The 26858-nt window shown below is 72.0% G+C and carries 25 protein-coding genes; 13 read left to right on the forward strand and 12 right to left on the reverse strand.

Annotation, left to right across the window (positions count from 1 at the left end; translation table 11 throughout):
• Nucleotides 1–438 precede the first annotated feature (438 nt).
• The gene (locus ACIBG6_RS34535; protein WP_399226662.1) at nt 439–1947 is read left to right on the forward strand and encodes a DUF4246 domain-containing protein; all 1509 of its coding nucleotides are present in this window, start codon (nt 439–441) and stop codon (nt 1945–1947) included.
• A 25-nt stretch (nt 1948–1972) separates the two neighbouring features.
• Here the strand turns inward: ACIBG6_RS34535 and ACIBG6_RS34540 are convergent, their stop codons facing one another.
• Nucleotides 1973–3964 (reverse strand): protein kinase, encoded by a 1992-nt coding sequence (locus ACIBG6_RS34540; protein WP_399226664.1) that lies wholly within the window; start codon nt 3962–3964, stop codon nt 1973–1975.
• Nucleotides 3965–4313: 349 nt separating this feature from the next.
• Here ACIBG6_RS34540 and ACIBG6_RS34545 point away from each other — a divergent pair, with 349 nt between their 5' ends.
• A complete protein-coding gene (locus ACIBG6_RS34545; RefSeq protein ID WP_399226665.1) occupies nt 4314–5855 on the forward strand; it encodes a hypothetical protein in 1542 nt (513 codons plus the stop codon).
• Between the two features lie 27 nt (nt 5856–5882).
• On the opposite strand, the gene ACIBG6_RS34550 is transcribed toward ACIBG6_RS34545, so the two are convergent.
• Nucleotides 5883–6269, reverse strand: coding sequence for a DUF6223 family protein (locus ACIBG6_RS34550; RefSeq protein ID WP_399226666.1), 387 nt, complete (start codon nt 6267–6269; stop codon nt 5883–5885).
• A 220-nt stretch (nt 6270–6489) separates the two neighbouring features.
• Between ACIBG6_RS34550 and ACIBG6_RS34555 the strand changes: the two genes are divergently transcribed.
• Together ACIBG6_RS34555 and ACIBG6_RS34560 are read left to right on the forward strand one after the other, a co-directional pair.
• Entirely contained in the window at nt 6490–7623 is a 1134-nt protein-coding gene (locus tag ACIBG6_RS34555; protein WP_399226667.1) for a sensor histidine kinase, read from the forward strand.
• Entirely contained in the window at nt 7620–8282 is a 663-nt protein-coding gene (locus ACIBG6_RS34560; protein WP_399226668.1) for a response regulator, read from the forward strand. Before ACIBG6_RS34555 ends, ACIBG6_RS34560 begins: the two co-directional genes overlap by 4 nt.
• Before the next feature lie 15 nt (nt 8283–8297).
• On the opposite strand, the gene ACIBG6_RS34565 is transcribed toward ACIBG6_RS34560, so the two are convergent.
• Nucleotides 8298–8921: a hypothetical protein gene (locus ACIBG6_RS34565; protein WP_399226817.1), complete on the reverse strand. Its 624-nt coding sequence runs from the start codon at nt 8919–8921 to the stop codon at nt 8298–8300.
• Nucleotides 8922–9079: 158 nt separating this feature from the next.
• Between ACIBG6_RS34565 and ACIBG6_RS34570 the strand changes: the two genes are divergently transcribed.
• Nucleotides 9080–9682 carry a GPP34 family phosphoprotein gene (locus ACIBG6_RS34570; protein ID WP_399226669.1) on the forward strand — a complete coding sequence of 201 codons (603 nt, stop codon included), beginning with the start codon at nt 9080–9082 and terminating at the stop codon, nt 9680–9682.
• A 75-nt stretch (nt 9683–9757) separates the two neighbouring features.
• On the opposite strand, the gene ACIBG6_RS34575 is transcribed toward ACIBG6_RS34570, so the two are convergent.
• The 4 genes from ACIBG6_RS34575 to ACIBG6_RS34590 are packed head-to-tail and all read right to left on the reverse strand — an operon-like array spanning nt 9758 to nt 14070.
• Nucleotides 9758–10366: a substrate-binding domain-containing protein gene (locus tag ACIBG6_RS34575; protein WP_399226670.1), complete on the reverse strand. Its 609-nt coding sequence runs from the start codon at nt 10364–10366 to the stop codon at nt 9758–9760.
• 56 nt (nt 10367–10422) lie between these two features.
• Nucleotides 10423–11202, reverse strand: coding sequence for a hypothetical protein (locus tag ACIBG6_RS34580; RefSeq protein WP_399226671.1), 780 nt, complete (start codon nt 11200–11202; stop codon nt 10423–10425).
• Nucleotides 11186–12829, reverse strand: coding sequence for a substrate-binding domain-containing protein (locus ACIBG6_RS34585; RefSeq protein WP_399226672.1), 1644 nt, complete (start codon nt 12827–12829; stop codon nt 11186–11188). The genes ACIBG6_RS34580 and ACIBG6_RS34585 overlap by 17 nt, the downstream gene beginning before the upstream one ends.
• On the reverse strand, nt 12826–14070 hold the full coding sequence (locus ACIBG6_RS34590; RefSeq protein WP_399226673.1) for a hypothetical protein: 1245 nt from the start codon (nt 14068–14070) through the stop codon (nt 12826–12828). The genes ACIBG6_RS34585 and ACIBG6_RS34590 overlap by 4 nt, the downstream gene beginning before the upstream one ends.
• 263 nt (nt 14071–14333) lie before the next feature.
• On the opposite strand from ACIBG6_RS34590, the gene ACIBG6_RS34595 reads away from it, so the two are divergent.
• Both ACIBG6_RS34595 and ACIBG6_RS34600 read left to right on the forward strand, forming a co-directional pair.
• Complete coding sequence (locus ACIBG6_RS34595; RefSeq protein ID WP_399226674.1) at nt 14334–16046, forward strand: amidohydrolase; 1713 nt, start codon at nt 14334–14336, stop codon at nt 16044–16046.
• 31 nt (nt 16047–16077) lie between these two features.
• Nucleotides 16078–16848 (forward strand): LuxR C-terminal-related transcriptional regulator, encoded by a 771-nt coding sequence (locus tag ACIBG6_RS34600; RefSeq protein WP_399226675.1) that lies wholly within the window; start codon nt 16078–16080, stop codon nt 16846–16848.
• 76 nt (nt 16849–16924) lie between these two features.
• Here the strand turns inward: ACIBG6_RS34600 and ACIBG6_RS34605 are convergent, their stop codons facing one another.
• From ACIBG6_RS34605 to ACIBG6_RS34615, 3 genes are read right to left on the reverse strand one after another with little or no spacing between them, the layout of a single operon-like run.
• Nucleotides 16925–17935, reverse strand: coding sequence for a transporter (locus ACIBG6_RS34605; protein WP_399226676.1), 1011 nt, complete (start codon nt 17933–17935; stop codon nt 16925–16927).
• Complete coding sequence (locus ACIBG6_RS34610) at nt 17932–18828, reverse strand: ABC transporter ATP-binding protein (protein WP_399226677.1); 897 nt, start codon at nt 18826–18828, stop codon at nt 17932–17934. The genes ACIBG6_RS34605 and ACIBG6_RS34610 overlap by 4 nt, the downstream gene beginning before the upstream one ends.
• Nucleotides 18825–19229, reverse strand: coding sequence for a GntR family transcriptional regulator (locus ACIBG6_RS34615; protein WP_399226678.1), 405 nt, complete (start codon nt 19227–19229; stop codon nt 18825–18827). The genes ACIBG6_RS34610 and ACIBG6_RS34615 overlap by 4 nt, the downstream gene beginning before the upstream one ends.
• A 211-nt stretch (nt 19230–19440) precedes the next feature.
• Here ACIBG6_RS34615 and ACIBG6_RS34620 point away from each other — a divergent pair, with 211 nt between their 5' ends.
• Genes ACIBG6_RS34620 through ACIBG6_RS34645 form a run of 6 tightly spaced genes read left to right on the forward strand, consistent with a single transcriptional unit; the run spans nt 19441 to nt 25007 of the window.
• Complete coding sequence (locus ACIBG6_RS34620; RefSeq protein ID WP_317601105.1) at nt 19441–20592, forward strand: extracellular solute-binding protein; 1152 nt, start codon at nt 19441–19443, stop codon at nt 20590–20592.
• A gap of 7 nt (nt 20593–20599) precedes the next feature.
• A complete protein-coding gene (locus tag ACIBG6_RS34625; RefSeq protein ID WP_399226679.1) occupies nt 20600–21646 on the forward strand; it encodes an ABC transporter permease in 1047 nt (348 codons plus the stop codon).
• Nucleotides 21634–22494, forward strand: coding sequence for an ABC transporter permease (locus ACIBG6_RS34630; RefSeq protein WP_399226680.1), 861 nt, complete (start codon nt 21634–21636; stop codon nt 22492–22494). Before ACIBG6_RS34625 ends, ACIBG6_RS34630 begins: the two co-directional genes overlap by 13 nt.
• Nucleotides 22491–23576 carry an ABC transporter ATP-binding protein gene (locus ACIBG6_RS34635; RefSeq protein WP_399226681.1) on the forward strand — a complete coding sequence of 362 codons (1086 nt, stop codon included), beginning with the start codon at nt 22491–22493 and terminating at the stop codon, nt 23574–23576. The genes ACIBG6_RS34630 and ACIBG6_RS34635 overlap by 4 nt, the downstream gene beginning before the upstream one ends.
• Nucleotides 23573–24226 carry an HAD family hydrolase gene (locus ACIBG6_RS34640; RefSeq protein ID WP_399226682.1) on the forward strand — a complete coding sequence of 218 codons (654 nt, stop codon included), beginning with the start codon at nt 23573–23575 and terminating at the stop codon, nt 24224–24226. The genes ACIBG6_RS34635 and ACIBG6_RS34640 overlap by 4 nt, the downstream gene beginning before the upstream one ends.
• A gap of 25 nt (nt 24227–24251) precedes the next feature.
• The gene (locus ACIBG6_RS34645; protein WP_399226683.1) at nt 24252–25007 is read left to right on the forward strand and encodes a GntR family transcriptional regulator; all 756 of its coding nucleotides are present in this window, start codon (nt 24252–24254) and stop codon (nt 25005–25007) included.
• A gap of 72 nt (nt 25008–25079) precedes the next feature.
• Here ACIBG6_RS34645 and ACIBG6_RS34650 read toward each other — a convergent pair whose 3' ends face one another.
• Nucleotides 25080–25628 (reverse strand): phosphonate degradation HD-domain oxygenase, encoded by a 549-nt coding sequence (locus ACIBG6_RS34650; protein WP_399226684.1) that lies wholly within the window; start codon nt 25626–25628, stop codon nt 25080–25082.
• Nucleotides 25625–26719, reverse strand: a complete 1095-nt coding sequence (locus ACIBG6_RS34655) for a TauD/TfdA family dioxygenase (RefSeq protein WP_399226685.1) — start codon at nt 26717–26719, stop codon at nt 25625–25627. The genes ACIBG6_RS34650 and ACIBG6_RS34655 overlap by 4 nt, the downstream gene beginning before the upstream one ends.
• Between the last annotated feature and the right edge of the window lie 139 nt (nt 26720–26858).

The following is a 26858-nucleotide window of genomic DNA, read 5'->3' on the forward strand; positions in this document are numbered from 1 at the left end:
CCGCTCACAGGTTCCTGGTCTCGATGACCTCCTGTTCGGCCTCTCGACCAGGAAGCGTGCGGCGGGGTCGCCCCCCGCGCGGCGTACGGCGCCGCGTACCAGGGCGAGGTAGAAGAGGGCCGGTGCGCAGGGGGACCAGCGCTCCTCCGGCTCGTCGGCGATGAAGCCGAGTACGGAGGCCGGGTCGGCGGGTACGGAGGCCGGGTCGGCGGGTACGAACTTACATCGAGATGACCTCCCGCATCCTCGAACCCGCCCTGATCGGCCTCACCGTCCTCGCGGTCCGCAGCCGCGTGAAGCGGTAGCGGCAGAGGGGCGACGAGCATGCGGACAGGGACAGGGACAGGGACAGGGACAGGGACACGGACCGCGGCCGCGGTGTCAGACGGCTGGGCTATCCTTCCGGCCACCGCACACCGACTGTAGGGACCACGAGAATTGACCGGCCTGTCTGCTTTCCCGCTGCCCTTCCACGCTTCCCGTTCCATGGGGTTCGCGACACCCCGAACGCTGCGGGAACTCGAGATGATGCAGTGCAGTGCGCACCTCCGGGAGAAGCCGGGGTGGTTCGACAAGATGAACGATGCCGACATCGTCGCCCGGTGGACACAAGAGGCGGTCGCCCAGGGCCTCACCGAAGCGCAGGTTCGTTACGTGCTCGCCGAGCTCGCGCACTACGCCGGGCTGCGGGACGGACGAACCGGCATGGAGGTGTCCGCCGTCGACGGGGTGTGGCAGTCGGACACGCTGGTCGACGACAAGCTCAGGTCCCGGCTGAGTGAGGCGGTTCGGGTTCTGGAAGAGGTCCCCGAAGCCGAGCAGGACTGGCATCCCGGATCCGACGGGCAGGTACTGGATCTGGTGCATCCCTCACTCTTCTGTCTGGTGAGAGAGTTGAGCGGCGCGCCCGAGCGGGCTTGGCAGAACCCGACGAGCCGCTACTCGAAGTACGAGTTCTCGGAGAAGTTCCAGTGGCTGCCCACGGATGTCGACGTCAGTGACGACGGCGATGTCGCCTTCCGTTCGTACGTCAACAACGTCCACCCCGAGGCCCATCACGCACTGGCCTCCCTCCTGCCGGACTTGTTCGCGCGCATGCGCCCGCTGCTGGAGAACGTGCTCACCGATCTGCGCCATCCGCGGCCCCTGCGGATCACGGCCGATCCTTACGGGTGGTACGACTCGGAACCGGAGTGTCCGGACGAGGCCTCCTACGGTGATGCTGCGGCGTACGACGAAGCCGTCAGCGCATACGAAGAGGCTCACGACGACTGGTGGGAGAACCGCCGCCCGGTCATCCCGGACGCCCCGGACTTCACCGCGCCCGAGTCGCCCGACGAGTCCGCCCGAGTCGACCTGCGCGGCCGCGGTCTCCAGGTCATCGTCAAGCTCGCCACGATTCATCTCACCCCGGACAAGCCCGAGTACGCCGGCGGTTCCTGGCATGTCGAGGGGATGCTGAACGAGCGGATCGTCTCGACCGGCATCTACTACTGGGACAGCGAGAACATCACCGAAAGCCGGCTGAGCTTCCGGGCGGCGCTCGACGACCCGCACTACGAGCAGAACGACGACAACGGTATGCGCGACGTGTACGGCCTGGAGAACGAGGACGCGCTGAACCAGATGCTGGGATCGGCACCGACGCCGGCGGGTCGCTGCCTGGCGTTCCCGAACGTCCTGCAACACCGCGTCGGCGACTTCCGCCTCGTGGACCCCACCCGCCCGGGACACCGCAAGATCCTTGCGTTCTTCCTGGTCGACCCGTCGGAAAAGATCGTCTCGACATCCGATGTGCCCCCGCAGCAACCGTGGTCCGACACCTCGACCATGACGCTCGAACAGGCCGAGAACTACCGCGAACAGCTCATGCAGGAACGCAAGTTCTTCGTCGACGAACACAACGAGCAGCTCTACGAACGCGAATTCTCCCTCTGTGAGCACTGAACCTCGGCGGTCAGTGCGGGGTGGGTCAGGTCTCGCAGCTCCCGGCTGAGCCCCAGCGGAGAAACTGTGCGTCGCCGGCATCGTCGAGGATCGCGACCGCGTACAGGAAGTAGGCCCATTCCTGGCGGGCGCGGGACTCGGTGAGGACGGCCCGACAGGCCACGGTGGCCGCCTGCTCGGCCCACTCCTGCCGGGTCGACTGGTTCCATTCGGGCTTGGTCGTCCACACGTACATCGTCTTCTCGTGCGGGGCGAAGCCGATGCTGGTGTTCTCGTCGCTGAGGTATCGGGGGCTGTGGACCAGCCGGGAGTTTCCGTTCCACTCGACGAAGAGTTCGTGGACCGCCTCCGTGGCCACCCGGATCTCCTCCTCGTCGGTGCTGGGGATCCGGGCCGCCTCCAGGCCGCCTTCGGTGGGTTGCCAGTCGGACTCCTGGCCGTCCTCGGCGGTGTTGCGTTCGGCCGCCTGTGTGACGCAGCCGGTGTTGGTGCGGAAGTCGTCCTCCCAGACGATCGCGGGTGCCGTGGGCGTGGTGTCGTCCACCAGGACGTACTCGTCGTAAGGGAGGCCTTTGTAGATGTCCGCCATCATGCGGAGGCTGTAGCAGGCGTCCTTGGCGATCGACTGGATGATGTGGGGTGCGAGGGCGGGGCCGTTGACCGAGATGTAGATCTCTCGGCGGGATTCGGCGAACCGGAAGTCGTACTGCCCGATGTAGTCGTAGTCGGAACCCACGCCCATGCTGACGTCGTGGCCGAGCGCCGCCGAGGTCTCCAGTTCCGCCTCGCCCTTCGGGCGTCGGGCACCGTGCCAGGTGGCGATGGACGCCTCGGCGGAGTCGGCGGAGTCGACGGACGACGGCGTCGGGCGGTCCGACGCCGGGGGGCCGGCCGCCTGCGAGGGTGCCGCAGGCGTGTCGGCGAGCGCGGTGGCGGAAGTCCCCGCGCGCGAGGGCAGGGAATTCGACCCGTGCGTCGTATCGCCGCTCCGCAGCACGATCGCTCCTCCCACCAGTCCGCCGATCACGGCGCCGACGGCCAGCGAGACTCCGAACACGCGCTTGCGTGAGCGGGCGGGAGGATGCCAGGCCGGGTCCTCCGGCGTGGGCACGCCCCACTGGGTGGCGACGAGGTCGGCGGCGAGGCTCGGGTTGGTGGCGGGCGAGACGACGAGAGTGGTCTGGGCTGCGAGGAGGGCCACGCATTCCCCGGCGACGCCGCTCGCGGTCGGCCGATCGGCGGGGGTCTTGGCGAGGGCTCTTCCGACGATCTCGTGGAGCGCGTCGGGCAGGCTCTGGAGGTCGGGTTCGTCGGACATGACGCGGTAGGCGATGACGTCCGGTGCGCCGGTGCCGAAGGGCGGGCGGCCGGTGGCGGCGTACGCGACGAGCGCTCCCCAGGTGAAGACGTCGCCTTCGGGCCCGGCGGCGCCGGAGCGGTAGTGCTCGGGACTGACCCAGCCGGGGGTGCCGGTCATGACTCCGGTACGGGTCACGGAAGTGCCGTCCGTGGCGTGGGCGATGCCGAAGTCGAGGACGCGGGGGCCGCCGGCGGCGAGGATGACGTTCTGCGGTTTGACGTCCCGATGGACGACGCCGGCCGCATGAATGGTCGCGAGTGCCTGGGCGGTGCCGGCGGCGAAGGCGATCAGGGTGGCGCCGGTGAGAGGGCCGTGCACGGCGAGGTGCTGGTCGAGGGTGAGCCCGGGAGCGAAGGCGGTGGCCAGCCACGGGGTGTCCGCGTCCGGGTCGGCCGCGAGGAGCGGTATGAGGCACGGACCCTGGACGCGGGCGGAGAGCTGGACCTCGCGGCGGAAGCGTGCCCGGAACTCGGGGTCGTCGGCTTGCGCGGGGTGGACGACCTTGACCGCGACCCGGCGGCCTGCGGCGTCGAGGCCGGCGTGCACGGTGCCCATGCCGCCCGAGCCGAGGCGCCCGATGATGCGGTACGGGCCGACCCTCTTGGGGTCACCGGGCCGGCCGGGGTGCACACGCCCGCCGGGACGAGCAACGCTCACGGGGCATCCATCTCTCTGGTGCGAGGGAGTGCGTGAGGCTGAACCCACCCGTCGGAGGCGACATTCGAGCCTGGTCGCAGGATGCTATCCGCACGCCGCCGAGGTGGCTGACGACTGCTCACTCCTCGGCCGCCGTGCACTCCACGCCGACTTCCTGTGGGCAAGGTCGCACGGGCAAATCGAGATGCTTGCAGCCGCTACTTCGGAATCGGAGGTTCCGGGGCAACACGCCACATCCCGTTCGGGCGCGGGCGGTTGACCCGCCGATCCCCCTTGCAATCCGTGCAAGCGTCCTGAAAGCCTTCGTTCGATTCAGCTGTCGCAGCAGCAAACAACGGAGGCAATGCGCATGTCCCACATCCGAATGCGACGGGCGTGGCTGACCGTCACCGCCGCGGTCTCGCTGGCACTGACCGGCCTGGCGGCCCCGGTTCAGGCCGAGACGCCCGTGGGCACCATGGCGTGGACCAGCCCCGGCGGGAAGGCCGACCCCTCGGACTTCACCCTGCAGGCCGGCGCGATGAACGGGACGACCGCCGAACGCGTCGCCCGCCTCGACGGCGTACTCCCCAAGTCGGGCGTATCGAAGCTCCTCGCCGACGCCAATCGCACCGTCGACACGTCGTGCACCCGCGACCCGTTCGGCACGGCGCCCGCTCCGGCTCTCAAGTGGTGCCTGGAGAACGACGACTCGACCTCGCGCGAGTGGATCCCGCAGGCCATGACCGGCGTCTCGGACGCCGCGGACAACGAGCAGTACGGCGTCGGCAACGACACGAACATCCAGCTCTACGCGTCCTACGACAATTGGGACCCGGGGCGCGACAGCAACGGGAACGAGGTCGGCGACTGCAACCCCGACGAGCTGGAAGCGAACGACGCCTGCAACCAGAAGGGTGTGCGGGTCTCCTTCGTGCAGCGCCGCGCCGACGGCACGGTGAAGTACCGGCATGTGCTGCTGGGTTGGGCGTACATGAACAACTCCCAGCACGTCTCCATCGACGGAGTGCACGCCGCCGAGGGCTCGACCGTTCCGGACCCGAACAAGGACATGCAGAACGGCCTGCACGCAGGCGGCATGGTCTGGTACGGCCACTATCTCTATGTCGCCGACACCCGCAACGGCATCCGGATCTTCGACATGGAGAAGATCATGGACCTGGATCCCAACGGGGACGGCAAGGCCGGTGACGAGATGGGTGCCGACACCGACGGGGTGAAGACCACGTCGAACGTCGAGGTGAAGACCAAGGTCGGCCGCCACGACAACGTCTGGTACAGCTTCGGCTACCGCTACGTGATGCCGCAGGTGGCGGCCTGGAAGTTCAAGGCCCCGCAGTCCAATCCCACGGGTACGTTCAAGTGCGTCAGCACGGGCGCCCCGAAGGCGTCCTACGTGTCGCTCGACCGCAGCACGACCCCGGACCGGCTGATCATGGGCGAGTACTGCCGTCCGGAGAGCGGCTACCCGTCGCCCGGCCGGATCGCCTCGTTCCCCGTCAAGGCCCTGGAGAACCGCTCCGGCGAGGTGGCGGCCGAAGGCTGGGCCAACTACCTGCCGATGACGAACGGCGGCGCCCAGGGTGCGCTGGCGATGGGCGACAAGCTGTACGTCAACCAGAGCGCCGGTCACAACGACCCGGGCAACCTGTGGCGTTATCGGTGGAGCAACGGTGAGCTGGTGTCCAACGGCAGCGCCATCAAGACCGCCACGGGCGCCGAGGACCTCTACTACGAACGCGGCGCGCAGCGTCTGTGGTCGGTCTCCGAGCACTACGGTCCGGCGGTGAACGCCGAGGCCCTCGAAGACGGCTCGTCGGCGCGGTGCCTGAGCCTCGTGTGCGAGCGCGTTCTCTACGCCCACAGCAAGGCTCAGCTGGACGCCCCGTAGTCCGGCCGTCGGCTCCCGCCGCGCGGATCACGCGTGGTGGGAGTCGATGCCGGGTCGGACGGTGCGGCGGGCGCGGGACAGAGCCAGCCCGCCGAGGGCCGTACCCGCCAGCCCCAGCAGCAGGGCCACGTACGCTCCGCCCAGTCCGTTGCCGGTGCCGAGACCGCCGTCGGCGGTGGCCGCGACCAGCCCGCCGAGGGCCATGCCGGTCAGGCCCGCCGCCATGGCCGTGACGGCCCCGAGTGCCCCGTTGGCCGTGCCGAGACGACCGGCCGGCCGGGCCAGCGCCAGGACGGCGACGACCACGGCGACCAGCCCCAGCAGCCCGCCCGTGCTGGCCCCGAGTCGTCCGAGGCTGAAGTCGGAGACGCCGGCGGCAAGCGACTGGACCGCGGACAGGTGACGAACGGACATGAAGGTGCTCCTTCTCTTCGTGCGGCTGGACGTCGTCCGAGCATGTCCGCCGGGCCCACCGCCGGTCGTCCCTCAGACGCAGGCACTTCGCCCTTCCACCGATGCGGCATCCGACTACCACGGACGCGGCAGGCGCCGCGAAGCTACTGCGTACGTGGTAGCCGGCTGCTCGTCCGTCGGCGGGATCCGCCCGCGGAGACGTCCCGGCTAGGGTGCGCGCATGAGCAAAGGACGGTTCGCTGTGCGTGCCGGTGTCAGGGACTGGCTGATCGCCGTCGGCGTGGCGGCGGCGCTGCTGGTCACCGGGGTGTTCGGGCAGCACTCCGCCACCGCCACCCGCCTCGACCTCCTCGGCCATGGGCTGCTGGTGGCCGGCGGCCTGGCGCTGGCCGCCGGCCGACGGGCTCCGGTTCTCGTGCTGGCCGTCACCGGGGTGTGCGCGGTGGGCTACCAGGCGGCCGGTTTCGACGTGGCCGCCGTCGCGTACCTGTTCGCGGTGTACGCGGCCATGCGGGCGGGACATCGCGTCGTCACGGTCGTGGCGAGCGTGGCCGTGCTGGCCGTTCTTCCCCTCGCGGCCCTCGTCTCGGGTCTGCACGACACCGGCGAGGCGTTCGCGCAGGCCAGAGGTGCTCTGGAGATCGCCTGGTTGATCGCGGCCGGTGCGGCCGGTGAGGCGCTGCGGCAAGCCGAGCGACGGGCGGACGAGGCCGAGCGGACCCGGGAGGAGACCGCGCGGCGCCGCGCCGACGAGGAGCGGCTGCACATCGCGCGGGAGCTGCACGATTCGCTCACGCACCAGATCTCGGTCATCAAGGTGCAGGCCGAGGCGGCCGTGCACGTCGCCCGCAAGCGGGGGGAACCGGTGTCGGATGCCCTGCTGGCGATCCGGGAGGCCGGTCGTGAGGCGTCACGGGAGCTCAGGGCGACCCTGGAAGCGCTGCGCGACGACGACAAGTCCCCGCCGTGCGGGCTCGACCACGTTCCCGAACTGGTCGAGCGGGCCGGTAAGTCCGGCCTGGAGGCGACGCTGACCATCGAGGGACAGCGGCACGACGTGCCGGCCGCGGTGGGCCGGACCGCCTACCGGGTCGTCCAGGAATCGCTGACCAACATCGCCCGGCACGCGGACGCCGGCACGGCGTCGGTCCGCATCGACTTTCAGCCGGACGCCCTCGCGATACGCGTCGACGACGACGGCAAGGCCACACCGGACAGCGTGCCCGAGCCCGGCATCGGACTGCTCGGGATGCGTGAACGCGTCACCGCCCTCGGCGGCCGGCTGCGGGCGGAACCGCGCAGCGGGGGCGGCTTCACCGTCCAGGCCGAACTTCCCCTGGAGCGAGCCTCGTGATCCGTGTCCTGCTGGTCGACGACCAGCCGCTCATCCGCAGCGGGTTCCGCGCGCTCCTCGACCTCGAGGACGACATCGAGGTGGTCGCCGAGGCCTCCAACGGGGAGGAGGGCTTTGATCTCGCCAAGGAGCACCTGCCCGATGTCGCGCTCGTCGACATCCAGATGCCGGTCGTCGACGGCATCGAGGCGACCCGTCGGATCGCCGCGGACCCGGCCCTGGCCGGGGTGCACGTCGTCATCCTGACCAACTACGGCATGGACGAGTACGTCTTCAACGCCCTGCGGGCCGGCGCCGCCGGCTTCCTCGTCAAGGACATCGTCCCGGAGGACTTCCTGCACGCCGTACGCGTCGCCGCGCGCGGTGACGCGCTGCTGGCACCGTCGATCACGCGCAAGCTGATCAACCGGTACGTCACCCAGCCGCCTCCCACCGACACCTTCAGCGGGCTGGGCGTACTGACCAGCCGTGAACGCGAGGCGGTCGTGCTGGTCGCGCAGGGCCTGTCCAACGACGAGACCGCGGACCGCATGGTCATCAGCCCGCTGACCGCGAAGACCCACATCAACCGGGCCATGACCAAACTCCACGCCCGCGACCGCGCCCAGCTCGTGGTCCTCGCCTACGAATCCGGCCTCGTCGCCCCGCGTCACCCCTGACATCCACGCGCCGGGCTACGACTCCCGCGGGCCGGAGAGGTCGAGGACGCGGACGAGGGCGGCGGTGACGGATGCGGCGTGGTCAGGCAGATGCAGGGATGCCCAGTCGGCCGCCAGGGCGAGGAAGCCGGTGAGGTCGCGCTCGGCGCCGACGAGCAGGTGGCGGAGTTCGGCGACGGGCAGTTCGATCACCGGGCTGTCGCTCTGGTCGGCGTTGACGGTGAGCCGGACGGTGTCGCCGACGCGCTCCGCGACCGGTGACACGGGGTCGTGGCCGAAGCCGAGCACGTCCCCGCTCTGGATGAACCGGTGCCAGTCGCGCCAGTCCTCCAGTCCGTCGCAGCAGCCGGGCTGGAAGCTGACGCCTGTGGAGGCGTCGGTGACGCACAGGCCGCCGGCCGCGAAGAGGTCGTCGAAGGTCAGCAGGCCGTGCAGGAACGAGTCGATCGCGTCGGCCGGACGGGGCGGGCGGTCGCCGTCGGGGTCGATGTCATTGCAGCCGGCGATGCGCATCACCGCCGTCCCGACCTCGGCGGTCGACAGTCCGCCGCTGAGGGGCAGGAGGCCGAACTGCTCGAAGTCGGCGACAGGCCAGAGGTCGAAGCCGTCAGGGGTGTAGATCTCCAGGACGGGCTGCATCACGATCACCGGGCGAAGTGTGCCCCATTCCGCGCCCGGGCGGAGGCGATACTGCTCGTGGCACTCGCCTGCCGTTGGGCCGGTTGGGCCGGTTGGGCTGGTGGGGCATGCACTCTGTCGATCTGTCCATCTGTCGATGTCTTCGAGGGGAGCCGTTCATGACCACGGCGAAAGACCTGTTCATCATCGCCATAGACCTGAAGCCGGAGCAGGCCGTGGGACAGGGGGACCTGTCGCTCGCGCTCGCGGGAGCCGAGCTGATCGATCTCGTCGGTGCCGGAGCCGTCACCGTGGACGACGAGCACCTTCTGCCGGACGGGGCGCCGACGCTCGACGACCGGCTCCTCGGCGAGGCCGCGGCACGACTCGTCCGGCAGCCGCCCTACGAGCGGATCGAGGACTGGCTGTGGCGCCGGGGCCGAGACCTTTCGGCCGCGTACCAGACCGCGCTGGAGGAGGACGGCGAGCTGACGCGGAAGCGAAGCGGCCGGCTGTCCTTCGGCCCGCACGTCGTGGAACCGGTCGATTCGGCCGGCCGCCGCCGGGCGGCGGACCGCTGGGAGGAGCAGGAACCCGTCCTGGTCGCCCTCGCCTCGGCCCTGGGCCTCGGCGCCGCGCGCTCCGACGACGAGCCCGGCCTCGACGACGAGGCGGTGACGACCGTGGTGGCCTCCGTCCACGACGCGGTGATGGAACTGGAGGCCGTGCGCCAGAGGCGGACCATCGAGAACTCGGCCTTCGCCAACCTCTGGCGCGGCTGAGCCGGGTTCGGGTCCACGGTCGGGCCGTCAGAGGGGCAGGGGGCTGCCCCTCTGACGGGCGGGCGCCTCCTGCTCCTAGGCGTGCGCGCCGCGTTCCCCGGCCCCAGCAGGGGCCGTCTTAGGCGGCGCCACGGCGGTGAGCGGTACGTCGCTCAGCTCGGCGCCCTCGTCGTCGTACGTCACGACGGCCAGGTCCTCGGGAACGCGCAGCGCGCGCGACCGGAGGAGGCCGACCAGGGTGACGGCGTCGAGGTCGGTGTGGACGAGGGCGGCCCGGACGTCACCCGCCTCGACGGCCCGTACGAGCTCCTCGAACCACTCGGTGGGCGCCGTCCCGTCGGTCGGCCCGATGCGGTACTCCGGGCCCGGCGTCAGCCCCAGCCTCCGGCAGGCCGCCAGGTAGCCGTCGCGGATCAAGGGGGTGTTCGGGCTGTCCGCCCGGGCGACCAGGGCGATCCGCTCATGACCCAGCGACGCGAGGTGCACGACGGCGAGGCCCGCGCCGTGGGCGTGATCGGAGGCGACCCGCTCCAGCCGGCCGGCCTGCGCGTCGGCCCGGCGGTCCACGAGGACGACCGGGACGTCGAGGCCGGCCAGCCACTCCTCGGTCCGCTCGACGTGCTCCAGTCCGGCGCGGGGCATCAGCAGCAGGCCGTCGGCGCCCGTCGCGACGAGCCGTCGCACCCGCTCCCGGTTGTCGGCCCACGTCTCGCCGGAGACCGCGAGCAGACCCGGTCGGCTCAGCGGAAGATCGCCATCGCCTGGACCTCCAGGACCCCTTCGGCCGCGTCCCATTCCTGGACCTTGCCCAGGCACCGGGCGGAGAAGGTGCCCTGGGGGACCTGGTTGCGCAGGCCCTCCGTGGCGCAGGTGACGCGGACGCGGGGCCCCCAGGTGGGGTCGGCCGGGTCTCCGTACGGGGCGAGGAAGACGGTGGAGACGCCTCCCGCCGGGACGCCTCCTGCCGTGACGTCATCCGTCGCGCGGAACCGGCCCCGGATCAGGACGAAGCCCTCGACGTCGCGCAGACGGACGGTGTCCCGCGGGCCGGAGGCCGTCCGCAGCAGCGCGGTGCTGCGGGTGACGGAGCGGCTCGGGAGGTCGACGTGGACGATGACCCGCTTCTCCTCCAGGACCTTCATGATCAGACCGATCACCGAGATCGGCTCCGCGACCTCCAGGTAGCGGCTGACGACCTCGGTGTTCTCCTTGCGGCCGCCGTCCGCGCCCACGCCGAAGACCTTCGCGCGCACGGTGCCGTCCTTGCTGTCGCTGGTGCGCTGCTCGACCTCCTTGCGCAGGGCGGCGGTGTAACTGCGCATCTGGTAGTGGTCCATGACCATCTTGTCGTGCAGGTAGAAGCAGATGCCGTCCGCGATGTCCGGGGTGACGGCCCGCCGGGCGCGGACCAGCCGGAGGAGTGTCATCGCCAGGAGCGTCGCGAGCCCGGCCCCCGTGAACACCCACAGCAGCATCCAGGGCCACCACACGGCCCACCACGCTTCACTCGTGACACCCACGGATCTCCTTGAAGGCATGCAGAAGGGACTGTCCGGTCGCGTCGGCCATGTGCCCGCCGGTGGCCCTGGCCGCGCGGTCGAGTTCCCGCGGGTCGGCGTCGCCGTACCGGACGGTGTACGTACGGACCGCGCGGGCGGCCGGCGGCAGGGCCGCGTACCGGTCGAGGAACGCGTCGAGGCTCAGCCCGGCGTTGTTCTCCCCGTCCGTCATGAGCACGATGGAGACGCGCTGCCGGGGGTCCTTCGCCACGGCGGCGGCCGCCGACCGGTAGGCGTGGTCGAGGGCGGACCAGACGGCGGTGCTCGGGTCGAAGCCGTCGTCGGCGACGAAGTCGCGGAGCCGGTCCAGGTCGGACGCCTTCGTGTACGTCACGCTCCGCTCGTCCAGGACGCGGCCGCCGAAGCGCAGCACCGTGACGGTCTCGCCCTGGTGGAACCGGGCGAACTTTCCCGACCGGGAGTCGTCCGCACCGCTGAGCCCGGCGATCGTGGCGCGGAGGCCCGCGATCCGCTCGCCCCGCATGGACGTCGAGAAGTCGAGGAGGAACAGGACCCGCGCGGGGCCGCCGTTCCGCGCCCCGGCGTAGTCGGCGAGCAGCCGGTCGACGACCGCCTGGCTGTCGGGGAAGTACAGGGCGTTGCCGAGGGGGGCCCGCAGGCCCTCGATACGGGGCAGGTCGGGGGTGATCGGCCTGCGCAGCGTCCGTTCCATGATCTTCCGCTGTACGGGTTCGCTCCGGAGCCAGGCCGTCAGCCGGTCGTACGCGTCCCGCGCGGTCGGGTCGAGCAGCATCAGAGGGTAGTCGGACACCACGATGCCGTCCTTCGGGTAGACGACCTCAAGGGGTACGCGGAGGGTGCCCGCGCGGTTCAGGGCGAGCAGCTCGGACTCGTACGTGATCAGCGCGTCGATACCCTCCTCGCCCCGCGCGTACGCGCCTGCGAGGCCGGCGGAGGAGTCCACCGTCAGCGCGTGCCCGGCGAAGAAGCCGCGCAGCCGGTCGCAGGACACGTCCTCGGGGCGCAGGGCGCCGCCGGTGGCCGCGGCGGCGGTCGCCACGCCCACCAGGGCGGACAGCCCGCTGTTCGCGCTGCGGGGGTCGGCCATGGCGTACGTGAGCGTGCCGGCCGCCGCGGCGTCGGCCAGGTCCGCCCACGACAGCTGCCCGTCGGGGGTCGTCCGGCGCAGCCGCTGCGCCACCTCGGGCTTCATGCCGACGACGACGGGGGAGCGCATCGTGCTCGTCGACAGCGGGCTCTCCGTCTGGCGTCCGTGCTTCTTCAGCAGGAGCTGGAAGGGGCGGGAGGAGGAGAGCCAGGCGAGGTCGTGCCGGTACCTGCCGGCGGCCAGGGAGGCGGCGGCCTCGACGGTGCCCTGGTACTCCATCTCCAGGGTGATGCCGGTGTCGCGTCGCAGGTCGTCCAACAGGGGTTCCATGTCGGCGAGTTCGGAGCTCGCGAGGACCCGCAGGGTCACCGGCTCGGGCCTGCCCGCGGTGCAGGAGGCCAGGCCGGCCAGGACGACGACGCACAACCAGGCCAGGGCGAGGGCGGCGACCGCCCTGCTCCGGGGTGGGAGGGGCAGTCCGGGCGGGCGGAGCGGTCGGGAGCCGCCGGGCCCCGTCACCGCGGCTGGTCCGGGAGCTGGGCGGGCGGGCAGTCGCCGACGATGGAGATCATCTGCTCCAGGTAGCGGATCCGGGGCATGGGGGAGCGGGTGTCGTCACCGCGCAGCGCCGGCACGGGGACGTTCCGCTCGGTCAGGAACCGCGCCAGCTGGTCGCCGGCGACCTCGCCCGCCGGATCCAGGATCCGGAAGCCCAACTCCATGGCGCGGCGCCGCAGATCGGGGTCCGTGGTGACGAGCTCGCCGAGCCGGTCTCCCTTGGAGTTGAGGGAGATGAACTGGGGTTGGGTGACGAACTGGCTGGAGGGGTAGAGCAGGACGCGCTCCGCGTCGAGCCGCCCGGTCTCGGCGCGGTGCCGGACCTGGTAGGTGAGGTACTGGTGCTCGTACGCCACGACCACGGGCGCGATGCCCTTGCCGTCCGGTGAGATGTACGTACGGAACACGTCGGCGGCGGGCAGGCCCTGTTCCATGAGGTGCTTGACGGACCGCGCCCGGCTGCTCGCCTCCTGGTCGGTGGTGGGGACGTCGGGTCCGTCACCGCGCCGGGTGAAGGAGACCAACGCGAGGTAGGTGCCCGCCGAGTTGGAGCCGCAGACGTCGGGGCTCTGCGCCACGATCCGGTTCGCGTTGGCGATCCCGTGCCGGCGGATGCCCAGGTCGTTCCAGCGCTTGCCCCGGTCGATGCCGTCGAGGAACTTCCGCATGTCCAGCGAGTAGTAGAGCGGCCGGTCCGCGCCCTCGGACGGCAGCGGGGTGGCGATGCCCGCGTCGCGCAGGGTCTCGGCGTACTCCCGGTAGGTCGCGAGCACGATGGGGCTCACGAAGGGCCGGTGCACCTTGGCGTACCGGCCGTCCGTCGCGCGCAGGCCGGTGATCAGATCGCCGGCAGGCTGGCCGGAGGGGAAGACGAAGTCGAAGGCGGCGATGTCCCGCATCGCGACCTCGCGCGAGCCCGAGCTGGTGATGTGCACCCTGATGTGGTGCTTCAGCAGGATCCGCTGGACCTCCTCGTCCTCGAAGAAGTCCCGCTTGGAGGCCATCTTGCCCTCCAGGACGACGACGCGTTCGAAGGGCAGCAGCAGATTGCCCGACACCGCCAGCGTGGCGAGTCCCGTCAGCGCGGTCGCCAGTACGGGGAGGAAGAACAGCAGCAGACTCCGCCGCGACCAGGACCCGGGCGACCGGCGCCGCACGGCCAGCCGGGGCTCCTCGACGACCGATCTCTCCCCGGCGACCACCCGTACCCCCTCGTCCGCTCCGCCCCTCGGATGGCATCCTGTGCCGCCTCGGTGGCCGACGACGCGCGGCGGGGTCAATTCCAGGTGAACAAATCCCCAGGGAATACGGAGAGTTGGGCCGTCCAGGTGTCGAGCGAGCGGCCGGTTCCCGGCCGCGCGTATCGGTGGAATGACCGATGTGCGGGGAGCGGGCGCGCGGCGATAGTCCTCGGGAGATCGTTTGCGGGCGGCCGTGGCGCGCCCGGTTGTGGAAAGGACCTTCTGTGGACACGTATGCGGATCTGGTGTTTCTCGGCGGACGGGTGCTCACCGTCGACGCGGAGTTCTCCGTCGCCTCGGCCCTGGCGGTGACCGGCGGGACCATCAGTGCCGTCGGCGGGCGGGACGACGTGGCGCCGTTCGTCGGGCCCGCCACCCGCGTCGTCGACCTGCGAGGGGCGACGCTGCTTCCCGGCATCAACGACTCCCACCTGCACGGATGCGCCTTCGGCATGGCGACGCCGCCGCTCTCCCTCGACGTCGCCCACCCCGCCGTGTCCTCCCTCGCGGACGTGGCCGAGGTCGTACGGGAAGCCGTCGGACGGGTTCCGGAGGGGCAGTGGATCACCGGGCACGGCTGGGACACCGGCTACCTCGACGAGTGCGTCTCCCACCCGACGCGGCAGCCCTCGCGGCACGACCTCGACGCCGTCAGCCCGGACCACCCCGTCGTCCTCTACTCCTTCTCCGGGCACGCGACCTGGGTCAACTCCAAGGCGCTGGAGCTCATCGGGATCGACCGGCATACCGTCGCGCCGCCCGGCGGGGCCATCGTCGTGGACGAGACCGGGGAACCGACCGGGCTGCTCCACGAGGGCGCCCAGGCCCTCGTCCAGAACGCGCTGCCGCCGCTCAGCCGGCAGGAGCGGACCGACGCGATCAGGTCGGCCCTCGCCACACTCGCCCGGCTCGGCGTGACCAGCTACACCGAGCCCGGGCTCGGCCCCGGCGGCGACGGCATCATGCGGGGCGCGCTCGGCGGGGAGACCCTCGACGTCTACCGCCGGCTGCTCGCCGACGGCGAACTGACCGCCCGCGTCGGCGTCCTGCTCCTGCCCACCGGAATGGCGAGCACCGCCGAGGAGTTCGCCCGCACCCTCTCCGAAATCGGGGGTTCGAGCGAGTCCGGCGAGCCCGATCCGCGCCTCCTCGCGATCCACGGCGTCAAGATCTTCGGCGACGGCATCGTCCCCAACAAGACGGCCTGGATGCACGAGCCGTACGTCGGCGGCGGCTGCGGCTCCCTCTGCGTCGGCGGCGAGACCGACGCCGACCGGATCGCCGAGATCGGCGCCATGATCCGGCACGCCCACGCCGCCGGGTACCAGCTGGGCGTCCACGTCACCGGCGACCGGGCCGGCGACACCGTCGCGGACGCCTTCGCCGCCGCCGCGGCCGAACACCCGCGGCCCGACGCCCGCCACTACGTCATCCACGGCGACTTCCTCACCGCGCACAGCATGAAGGTCCTCGCCGCGCACGGCTTCGGCGTCAACATGAACCCCACCATCAAGTGGACCGTCGCCGACATGGAGGAGGAGTTCGTCGGCACCGGCCGCGCCGCGTACGCCTGGCCCTACCGCGACGCCCTCGACGCCGGCGTGCGGGTCGCGAGCGGATCCGACGCCCCCGTCACGCACCCGGACTGGCGCCAGGGCGTCTCCACCATGCTGCTGCGCGAGTCGAAGGCCACCGGCCGGGTCAGCGGGCCCGAGCAGCGCATCGGCCTGGCCGAGGCCATCCGTACGTACACCATCGACGCGGCCTGGCAGGACTTCGCCGACGACTGGAAGGGCTCCCTGGAGCCCGGAAAGGCCGCCGACCTCTGCGTGCTCGACGGGGACCTGCTCACCGCCGACCCGCACGACATCCCGGACATGCCCGTCGTCCTCACCGTCGTGGACGGACGTGTCGTGCACGACACCCTGCGCGATTGACGTATTCCGGGCAGATGATCATCCTGGGGGGATGGCAGCGGAGCGGAGCACGACGGACATCCTGGACGCGGCCGTCCACGTCCGTGAGGCCGCCAGAAGCGCCACGAGCGGCGCGGCCGGCGTCGACACGGTCCTGGCCGCGCTGTCCGAGGTGATCGCGTACGACCACGCGTCCCTGGCCCGCTGGGACCCCCTGCGCCGGTGCCACACCACCCTGGCGGGGAGCTACCCGGACGACGCCACGGCCTACATCGAGACCCGCCTCCACCACGACCCGGTGTTCCCCGTGCTCCGCGGCCCGGACCGGGGCGGACTCTGGCTCAGGGACGTCCCCCGGCGGCTCCTCGCGGTGTCGCCGGGCTTCCAGGAGGTACTGAGCCCCCTCGGGATCGAGGACGGCGTGGCCCAGTGCCTCTTCGCCGCCGACGGCCGGTACGTCGGCATGCTCAACGTCAGCACCCGCGGACCACGGCGCACGCCCGATCCGGCGCGCGCCGTGGTCACCCTGCTCACCGAGGCCCTCGCCGCGGCCGTCGACGCCCGCACGGCCGCGCCGTCCCACGAGCTCGCCGCGCCCGCCGGGGGCGGCGAGCGGCGGCCGGGCGGGCTCTCCCCACGGGAGCTCCAGGTGCTCGCCGAGCTGACCGCCGGCCGCACCAACAAGGAGATAGCCGAACGGCTGTACGTCACGCCGCGCACCGTGGGTACGCACATCGAGCACATCCTCGCCAAGCTCGATCTCCCCAACCGCGCGGCCGCCGCCGCCCGGGCCGCCGCCTGGGGAATCGAACCCTCCCCATGACGCCGGCCGCCGGATCGCGGCTGCGCCGACCTCCCGGCTGCCCCTCACCGTCGCTTCCGTAGGAGGACGGCGACCGTCAGGTCACTCGGCGGCGGATCCACCAGGTGCAGAACCCGGCCAGGGCCAGGGCGAGGCCGACGTAGAGCCCGGTCTCCGCCCATTGAAGGACCCAGAAGTTCCCGGCGGGCTGGTACGTCACCTGCTGCTTGTAGCCCAGCGCGCCGAACTCGCCGACACAGCGCTCGACTTGCTCCAGGGTGGGCGGGCCCGAATCGGTCCGCAGGCAGTCGGGGAAGGACGACGGCACCGAGGCCGGGCGACCGGCGGTGTCCAACGTCTGCTGGGAGACCACCCAGGCCCCGGGCAGTTCTTCGAGGTGCGCGACGATCTCCTTGGCGTCGTCCTGGATGCTGATGGGCGCGCCGCCGGGCTCGATCGGCACGGTCGTCCGGTCCGAGGCGGCCAGGTAGGGCCGGATCCACGTCGGCACGGCGATCTGGACGGCGGCGTAGAGGGCGAACGTGGTGGCCATCGCGGGCAGCGTGCGGCGGATGACCAGGCCGAGGGCGACGCCCAGGACGAAGGCGAAGGCGGCATGGGCCATGGGGACGACACCCCGTGCGGCGAAGGCCATGGGGTCGAGCCGCGGGAAGTACGTGTCCGTCGCACCACCGCCGTTGACGGCCCGGTCGATGGGGCTGCTCCACCAGCTCACCGCGAGTGCGGCGAGTCCGGCGGCGGTCATGGAGGCCGCCGTGCCGAGGCCCAGCTTGGTCGCCAGCCAGCGGGTGCGGGTGACGCCCTGGTTCCACGCCAGGTAGTGGGTGCCGGTCTCCAGTTCGCGGGAGATCAGCGGCGCTCCCCAGAACATCCCGATGACCGCCGGTACGGCGAGCACGACCAGCAGTCCGGTGTAGTAGAGGGTCTGGTCCGAACCGGAGACCCGGTCCACCAGGCTGCTGCCGGCCGTCCGGTAGAGGTCGGCCAGGTGGGGGCCGGTGACCGCGAGGGTGGCGGCGAAGGCGGCGACCGCGGCGAACAACACGGCGGCCTGGGTACGGAATTGGCGCCAGGTCAGCCAGATCATCGGATGACCTCCAGTGCGGGCCGGGTGTCACGGGCGGCGTCGGCCGGCCGGGTCATGTAGGCCAGGACGATGTCCTCCAGGCCGAGCGGGCCGACGGTCCAGGACGGATCGTGGAGCGCGGTGTCGCTGCGGACCAGGAGGGTGGTCTGCCGTTCGGTGTGGCTGGCGGTGATGACGTGCTGACCGGCCGGGAGCGTGTCCGGGTCCCGGCGCGGTCCGGTGAGCCGGTGGTGGCTGGCGATCAGGTCGTCGATGTCGCCGGCCACCTGCACCCGGGAGTCGACCAGCACGATGACGTAGTCGCAGGACCGCTCCACGTCGGAGACCAGGTGGGAGGAGAGCACGACGCTCAGCTCCTGTTCGGCGACGGCCTCCATCAGGTCCTGCATGAACTCCCGTCGGGCGAGCGGGTCCAGGGCCGCGACCGGTTCGTCCAGGATGAGCAGCTCCGGGCGCTTGGCGATGCCCAGGGTGAGAGCGAGCTGCGCGCGCTGGCCGCCGGACAGCCTGCCGGCCCGCTGCTTGGGGTCCAGGCCGAGGCGACGGATCCTGTCGCGTGCCAGGCCGTCGTCCCAGTTCGGGTTGAGGCGCCTGCCGAAGTCGAGGTGGTCGGCGACGCTCAGCGTGGAGTAGGTCGGAGCGCCCTGGGACACGAAGCCGACCTTGGCCAGCTGTTCCACGCCCTCGGCGGGACGGCCACCGCAGACTTCGATGGTGCCGGCCGTCGGGGTGAGCATGCCGGATGCCAGGTTCAGCAAGGTCGACTTGCCGGCGCCGTTGGGGCCGACCAGGCCGACCACTCGGCCGGCGGGGACGTCGAGGTCGCAGTTCTGCAGTGCCCAGCGCTGCTTGTACTTCTTGCCCAGGCCTTGGGCTCGCAGGACAGTGCTCACGCGACGTCCTCTCCGGCGGCGTGACGAAATGTGTTCACGAACAGTGCCTCGATGCTCTCGTCGTCGAGCCCGGCCAGGCGGGCCTTGGTCAGCCAGCGCTGCAGCTCCTTGCGCAGCGGCCCGTGCGCGGCGAGCGTGCCGTCGGCCAGCGTCCGGATGACGAACGTCCCGACGCCGGGGCGGGCGGCGACCAGGCCGTCGTGCTCCAGCTCGCGGTACGCCTTGAGCACCGTGTTCGGGTTGACCGCCATCTGCTTCGCCACGTCCTTGACCGTCGGCAGCCGGTCCCCCTCCTTCAGGAGGCCCAGGCGCAGTGCGTGCCGAACCTGCTGGACCAGTTGCTGGTACGGGGACAGGCCGGACCGGCTGTTCAGGTGGAACTCAATCACCGGTTCCTCCATTTATCTAGTTGCCTAGCACTATAGCTCTCTCGATGTTTCGGGCAAGGGTCGGCGCTCGCCGGGCCCGCCGGGCCCTATCCGCCGGGGAATGGTCGGGCGCGTGTCGCCCCGCGTTCACCGGCGGGACATCGAGGCCCCCCGTAATGCAGGAGTTGTATGGACAACAGTTGTTCATACAGCTTGGCCTCGCCCCTTCCCCCATGGAGTACGCGTGACCTCCGCTGCCCGCGCCGCGATCCTCGTCGGTGCCCTCGGCCTGACCGCCCTGTCCCTCACCGCCTGTGGCGCCGCCCCCACGAAGGACGCCGTCGGCGCCGACGGCAAGAACCTCGCCACGGCGGCCTCCGCGGCCGACGCCGGCGGCATGGACGCCCTGGTCGCCGCCGCGAAGAAGGAAGGCACGCTCAACGCGATCGCCATCCCCCGGGACTGGGCGAACTACGGTGCGCTCATCGACGGCTTCACCGCGAAGTACGGCATCAAGGTGAACGTCGAGAACCCCGACGGCTCCAGCCAGGACGAGATCAACGCGGTGAAGTCCCGCAAGGGCCAGGACCGCGCACCCGACGTCCTCGACCTCGGCGCCTCCTTCGCCCAGGCGGCGGGCGAGCAGGGCCTCACCGCCCCGTACAAGGTCGCCGCCTTCGACAAGATCCCCGAGACGCAGCGCGACCCGCAGGGCCGCTGGTTCAACGACTACGGCGGCTACGTCTCCATCGGCTGCGACGCCAAGCGCGTCAAGGTCTGCCCGCAGACCTTCGCCGACCTGCTCAAGCCCGAGTACAAGGGACAGGTCGCCCTCAACGGCAACCCGACCAAGTCCGGCTCCGCCTTCGGCGGCGTGTACGCGGCGGCCCTGGCCAACGGCGGCTCGTTCGACGACATCAAGCCGGGCATCGACTTCTTCGGCAAGCTGAAGAAGAACGGCAACTACAACCCGGTCGAGTCGACCCCCGCCACCGTCGAGAAGGGCGAGACGCCCATCTCCATCGACTGGGACTACCTGAACGCCGGCTACGCCGAGCAGTTCGCGTCGAAGGGCGTCGACTGGAAGGTCGCCGTCCCCACGGACGGCGTCTACGCCCAGTTCTACTCGCAGGCCGTCAACAAGGACGCCCCGCACCCGGCCGCCGCCCGCCTGTGGCAGGAGTACCTCTACAGCGCCGAGGGCCAGAACCTGTGGCTCAAGGGCTACGCCCGTCCCGTCCTCATGCCCGCCATGGAGGCCGACGGCACCCTCGACAAGACGGCCGCCGCGGCGCTGCCGAAGGTCACGGGCACGCCGAAGTTCCCCACCGAGCAGCAGACGTCGAAGGCCAAGGAGACCCTGTCGCAGGGCTGGTCCGCGGCCGTCTCCGGGTGACCCGTCGATGACTCCGCACTCCTCCACCGCCCCGTCCGGGGCCGTCCGCGCGCACGACGCGCGGCCGGCCCCGGCGGGTGCCGGGCCCGATACGGCCCCGTCCGGCGCGGTCCGGGGCGGGACCGCCGGTTCCCCCATGACCGACGGCCCCGCCACGTCTTCCGCCCAGGCCACGTCTTCCGCCCAGGCCACGTCATCCGCTCCCGCGCGGCGGGCGGCCCGCCGTCGCCCGCGCGCGGGCGGCTGGCTCGCCGCCCTGCCCCTCTTCCTCGTCGTCGGGCTCGCCTTCGGGCTGCCCGCGCTCGCCATGACCGACGGCGCCTTCACCGTCGCCGACGGCTCGTACGGCATCGACAACCTCACCCGGTCCGTCGACGGCGCCTACCGCACCGCCCTCATCGGCAGCATCGAGCTGTCCGCGCTCACCGCCGCCGCCGGCACCCTCTTCGGGCTGCTCCTCGCCCAGGCCGTCGTCTCCTCGCGCGGCCGCGCCCTCCGCGAGGCCGTGCTCACCGCCTCCGGCGTGCTCGCCAACTTCGGCGGCGTCCCCCTCGCCTTCGCGTTCGTCGCGACCCTCGGCAACGCGGGCGTCCTCACCACGAGCCTGGGCCTCGCCGACCACGGCTGGTCGCTGTACGGCTTCTGGGGCCTCGCCCTCACCTATCTGTACTTCCTGGTGCCGCTGATGGTGCTGACCGTGGCACCCGCGCTCGACGGACTGCGCGTCCAGTGGCGGGAGGCGGCCCGCGACTGCGGCGCCTCCACATGGCAGTACTGGCGCCACGTCGGCCTCCCGGTGCTGCTGCCGTCCCTCCTCGGCGGCTTCGTGCTGCTCTTCGGCAGCGCCTTCGCCGCGTACGCGACGGCCGCCGCCATGGTCGGCAGCTCCGTACCCCTCGTGACCCTCCAGATCGCGGACGCGCTCTCCGGAAACGTCCTCGTCGGCCAGGAGAACGTCGCCCTCGCGCTCAGCCTCGACATGGTCGTCGTCGCGGCGCTCGTGATGGCCGTCCACCTTCCCCTCCAGCGAAGGAGCACCCGATGGCTCGCCTAGGACGCCCCCTCGTCCTCCTGCTCGCCGGGGTCTACTTCCTGGTGCCGCTGCTCGCCTCCACCGTCTTCACCGTGAACATCCCCGGACAGGGGCTCACCCTCTCCTCCTACACCCGGATCTTCACGGCGCCCGGCTTCACCGGCAGCCTGCTCCTCTCGCTGGGGCTCGCGGCGGCGACCGTCGCCCTCGTCCTCCTCGTCACCGTCCCCGCGGCGGTCGCGGCCCGCCTCTCGGCGCCCCAGCTGCGCGCGGTCCTGGAGGTCGTCTGCACCCTGCCGCTGGTCGTGCCGCCCGTCGCGCTGACCGCCGGCCTCGGCACCGTCCTGCGCTGGGGCCCCGAGAAGCTGTCCACGACCCCGCTCTACCAGACATTCGTGGCCGTCCAGAACCCCGACTTCCCCCTCGTCCTCGTCCTCGCGTACGCCGTGATGGCGCTGCCCTTCGTCTACCGCGCGCTCGACGCCGGGCTGCGCTCCGTCGACGTACGCACCCTGGTCGAGGCCGCGCGGGACTGCGGCGCGTCCTGGCCGCGGGCGCTGATCTCGGCCGTCCTGCCCAATCTGCGGGGCACCCTCCTGAACGCCTCGTTCCTCACGCTCGCGCTGGTGCTCGGCGAGTTCACGGTCGCCTCGCTCCTCGGCTTCCAGCCGTTCGCCGTGTGGATCGTGCAGGCGTCCGGCTCGGACGCCCGGCTCTCCGTGGCCGTCTCGCTGCTGAGCCTGCTGCTCACCTGGGTGCTGCTGCTCGCGCTGACGACGCTGGGCAACCGCCGCCGCACACCGCGCCCTTCCCGTACGTCCCGCCCTTCCCGTACCTCTCGTACCTCCGAAGGAAAGACCTCCCGATGACCTCGACCGTGACCGCGCTCGACAAGCCGGTGCGCACCGGCGCCGACCTCCGGATCCGCGGCCTGCGCCGGTCCTTCGGCTCCGCCGTCGCGCTCGACGGCCTCGACCTCGACGTCGCCCCCGGCGAACTCCTCGCCCTGCTCGGCCCGTCCGGCTGCGGAAAGACGACCGCGCTGCGCGTCCTCGCCGGCTTCGAGCGGCCCGACGAGGGCCAGGTCCTGCTCGACGGCGAGGACATCGTGCCGGTGCCCGCCGACCGCCGCGACACGGCGATGGTGTTCCAGTCGTACAGCCTCTTCCCGCACCTCACGGCCGCCGACAACGTCGCCTTCGGGCTCCGGATGCGCAAGGTCAGGACCGCCGAGCGGCGGGCGCGCGCGGGTGAACTGCTCGAACTCGTCGGCCTGGCCGGCCACGGCGAACGCTTCCCGCACCAGCTCTCCGGCGGCCAGCAGCAGCGCGTCGCGCTCGCCCGCGCGCTCGCGCTGCGCCCCCGGCTGCTGCTGCTCGACGAACCGCTGTCGGCGCTCGACGCGCGCGTGCGGCTGACACTGCGCGAGGAGATCCGCCGGCTCCAGCTGGAGCTGGGCATCACCACCGTCTTCGTCACCCACGACCAGGAGGAGGCGCTGTCCATGGCCGACCGGGTCGCGGTCATGAACGGCGGCCGGCTGGAACAGTGCGCCTCGCCGACCGAGCTGTACGAGCGTCCCGCGACGGACTTCGTCGCCGAGTTTATTGGCACCATGAACCGGATGCCGGGCCACGCCGACGGCGACGGTTCCGTGGACGTCCTCGGGGTACGGCTGCCGGTCGAGGGGCCCGCCGGCTCCGGCCCGGTCACCGCACTCGTCCGCCCCGAGGCCCTGGAGATCGAGGCGGCGGAGGACGGCACGGGACGCGTCGTCGCCACCGCGTTCCACGGCCCCACCACCCGCGTCCGCGTCACCCTGGCCGACGGTACGGACGTCAAGGCCGACGTGCCGACGCACGCCGCCGCCCCGCTGACGCCCGGTGCCGCCGTCACCGTACGGCCCCGGCGGCGGCCCGTCGTGCTCGCCGCCGCGGGCGGTGCCCGATGACCCGGCTCCAGGCCGTCCTCTTCGACATGGACGGGACGCTCGTCGACACCGAAGGCGTCTGGCTCGACGTCGTCGAGGCGGCCGCCGCACGCCGGGACCGCACCCTCGACGCCGGGCACCGCACGGCCGTGACCGGGCGCTCGGTGGAGGACACGGCCGCCCTCCTCCAAGGGCACCTGGACGCTCCGGCGGCGGAGCTCGCCGCCGAGCTGGGCGCGGACTTCGCCGCCCGCCTGGAAGTGGCCGCCGTGCCCCGGCCGGGCGCCCTGCGGCTCCTCGCCGCGCTCCGCGCCCGCAGGGTCCCGACGGCCCTCGTGTCGGCCTCGCCGCGCGCGGTCGTCGCCCAGGTCGCGGGCACCCTGGACGGACACCGCTTCGACGTCCTGTTCGGCGCCGAGGACACCGTACGCACGAAGCCCGAGCCCGATCCGTACCTGGCGGCGGCCGTGGCGCTCGGCGTCGAACCTGCCCGCTGCGTGGCCGTCGAGGACAGCCCGACCGGGGTCGCCTCGGCGGTCGCCGCCGGCTGCCGGGTGCTCGCCGTGCCCTCGACGGAACCGCTCGTGGCCTTCGCCGGCACCGAAGGCGTCACGCTCGCCGACTCGTTGACCGAGGTGGACGCCGAGATGTTGATCTCCCTGGTCCGTTGAGCCCGGTCCGTGACAGGGTGGGCGTGTGAGTGAGGCACGGGGCAGGACGCCGCTGTATCTGACGGTCGCCGCCGATCTGCGGACCGCCATCTCGGCGGGCGAGTACGGCTCGGGGGCCAAGCTGCCCGCCGAGGACGAACTGGCCCGCCGCTACGGCGTGTCCAGAGGAACGGTCCGCCAGGCGCTCGCCGCGCTGCGGACCGACGGGCTCATCACCTCACGGCGCGGCTCGCGCCGGGTGGTGCTCGGCGGGCCCCGGCTGCACAGCTTCGGCGAACTGCGCTCCTTCACCCGCTGGGCGCGCTCGCTCGGCGAGGAGCCGGGAGGCCGGATCGTGGCCGTCGACCGGGTCCCGGCGGACGCGGAGGAGGCCGAGAAGCTGCGCGTCGCGGAAGGCGCGCCCGTCTACCGGGTGCGGCGGCTGCGGACGCTCGCGGGCACGCCGGTGATGGTGGAGCGGACGACGTATCCGGAGCGGATCGGGGAGCTGGTGGCCGCGATGCCACTGGACACGGTCTCGCACTCGGAGCAACTGGAGCGGCACGGCGTGCTGTTCACCGACGCCCGGCACACCATCGACCTCGTGCCGGCCGACGCCGACGACGCGGACCTGCTCGGCTGCCGGGCGGGGGAGTCGCTGCTGCGGGAGCGGCGGCACTCCACCGACCCGGCCGGGAACCCGGTGGAGTGGTCCCAGGACCGCTACCTGCCGGGGACGGTGGCCTTCACGATGCAGAGTTCGACGGCGACGAGCGCGCTGGGACGCCGGCTCGGTTCCTGAACCGGCGCCCGCGCTGGGACGCCGGCTCGGTTCCTGAACCGGCGCCCCTTCGAGTTTTGTGGCTGATCCGCGCTACGGGGCGAGCAGCCCGGCCAGTAGGGGCCGGAAGTGCGCGAACCCCGGTGTGTCCATGTCCGGGTCCTTCGCCTGCTCGTCCCAGCGGCGTACGGCGACGGCGTCGGCGGCCCCGGGGTGCGCCTCGAAGGCGCGGACCTGCTCCTCGTTCATCGGCCCGCCCTGCACGGCCAGCGTGTGGACGGACGCCTCGGAGAGCAGGTCGAGGTAGCCGGGCTCGACGGCGCACAGGTACCGCTTGGCGGCGACGTGCAGCCGTACGGGCTCGGTGACCTCGGGCCCGAACCACTGGTCGAGCCAGTCGGCCCCGGTGTGGCTGTGCCGGTTGTCGGTGCCGTTCTCCATCAGGTCGCGACCGGTGACCGCGCCCTGGAAGTGACCGACGTCGTGCAGGAGCGCGGCGGCGACCAGATGCGGCGCGGCGCCCGCGGCCTCGGCGAGGGCGGCGGCCTGGAGCATGTGCTCGGCCTGGGTCACGGCCTCGCCGAGGTACTCGGCGCTGCCTTCGCCCGCGAAGAGCCCGGCGAGGGTGTCGAGCGGGTTCACCGGGTGCTCTCCTGCCGGCGCAGGACCGCGAGGGTCGAGGCGAGGCCGTCGATGTCGGCGTACGCGCCCTGGAGGTGGCGGTCGCCGGACTCGGCGAAGGCCGTCCGGGCGTGCAGCAGCCGGGTGTTGTCGAAGATCAGGCAGTCACCGGGCGCGAGCCGGAAGTCCAGCTGGAGCTCGGGGCGGAGCAGCAGCTCGCCGAAGCGCCGGTAGGCGGCGTAGAAGGCGTCGAGCTGGTCGGCGGGCAGCCGCAGCGTGCCGATGGAACGGTTGTTGAAGCGGATCTCGCGGATCCGGCCGGCCGGGTCGGTGCCGATCAGCGGGCGGTGGGCGCGGAGCTCGGTGCGCTCGTCGGCGAACGCGAAGGGGACGAGGACGCGGGTGAGGGTCTCGTACGCCTCCGGTGCCTCGGCGCGCAGCACGGCCGCGGCGTGGAAGCCGTCGACGAGGCCGGAGTCGCCGCCCTGGGCGGCGTTGACCAGGCAGTGCAGCAGCTGGAGCGTGGGGACGGGGTCGCGGTAGGGGTTGTCGGTGTGCGGGGTGATGCGGGCGCCCGTGAAGGCGAGGTTGTTGGGGTCGGCCTCGACCCGCACCTCGAAGAGCTCGCCGTAGTTCGTCTCGCGTACGTGACCGAAGGTCCGCGCCACGTCGAGGACCCGGCGGTCGTCGACGGGGACCCCGCGCAGCAGGACGAAGCCGAGGCGCAGGACGGAGTCGAGTGCGGCGGCCCGGACGGCAGGGTCGGCGCGGTAGGCGTCCCAGTCGGCCTCGGGGAGCCCGCCGTCGAAGCGGCTCGCGGCCCACAGCTCCTTGTCGTCCTCCGTGCGGCCGTCGCCGGGGGCGGCGGCGGAGCCGGGGAGGTGGTCGCCCAGCCAGGTCTCGGGGTAGACGGACCGGTGTCCGTCGGGTGCCCAGACGACCTCGCGCGCGGGGGCGCCGTCGGGCGTGCGGGCGTCGTGGACGGCGTCGACGGCGAGTGCGCCGGGGAGCTCGGTGATCTGGAACAGCTTCTGGCCGTTGCGGGGGTCGCGGCAATCCGCGCAGGGGCAGTTGTCGCGCAGCCAGAGGGGGGAGGCGGAGGCGAGTGACACGATGAAGGTCTCCAAGTTGTACAGACAACTTTCGTTCGGGCGTGAGCCTCGCAGGCAGGGGTGGCGGAGGGGTTACGGCCGGATGGACGGCGCCGTCGAATCACCCGCCCGTGAGACCGGCGGCAAGGGCGGTTGTCCA

It is taken from the genome of Streptomyces sp. NPDC050842 (assembly GCF_044456565.1).
Classification (GTDB): domain Bacteria; phylum Actinomycetota; class Actinomycetes; order Streptomycetales; family Streptomycetaceae; genus Streptomyces.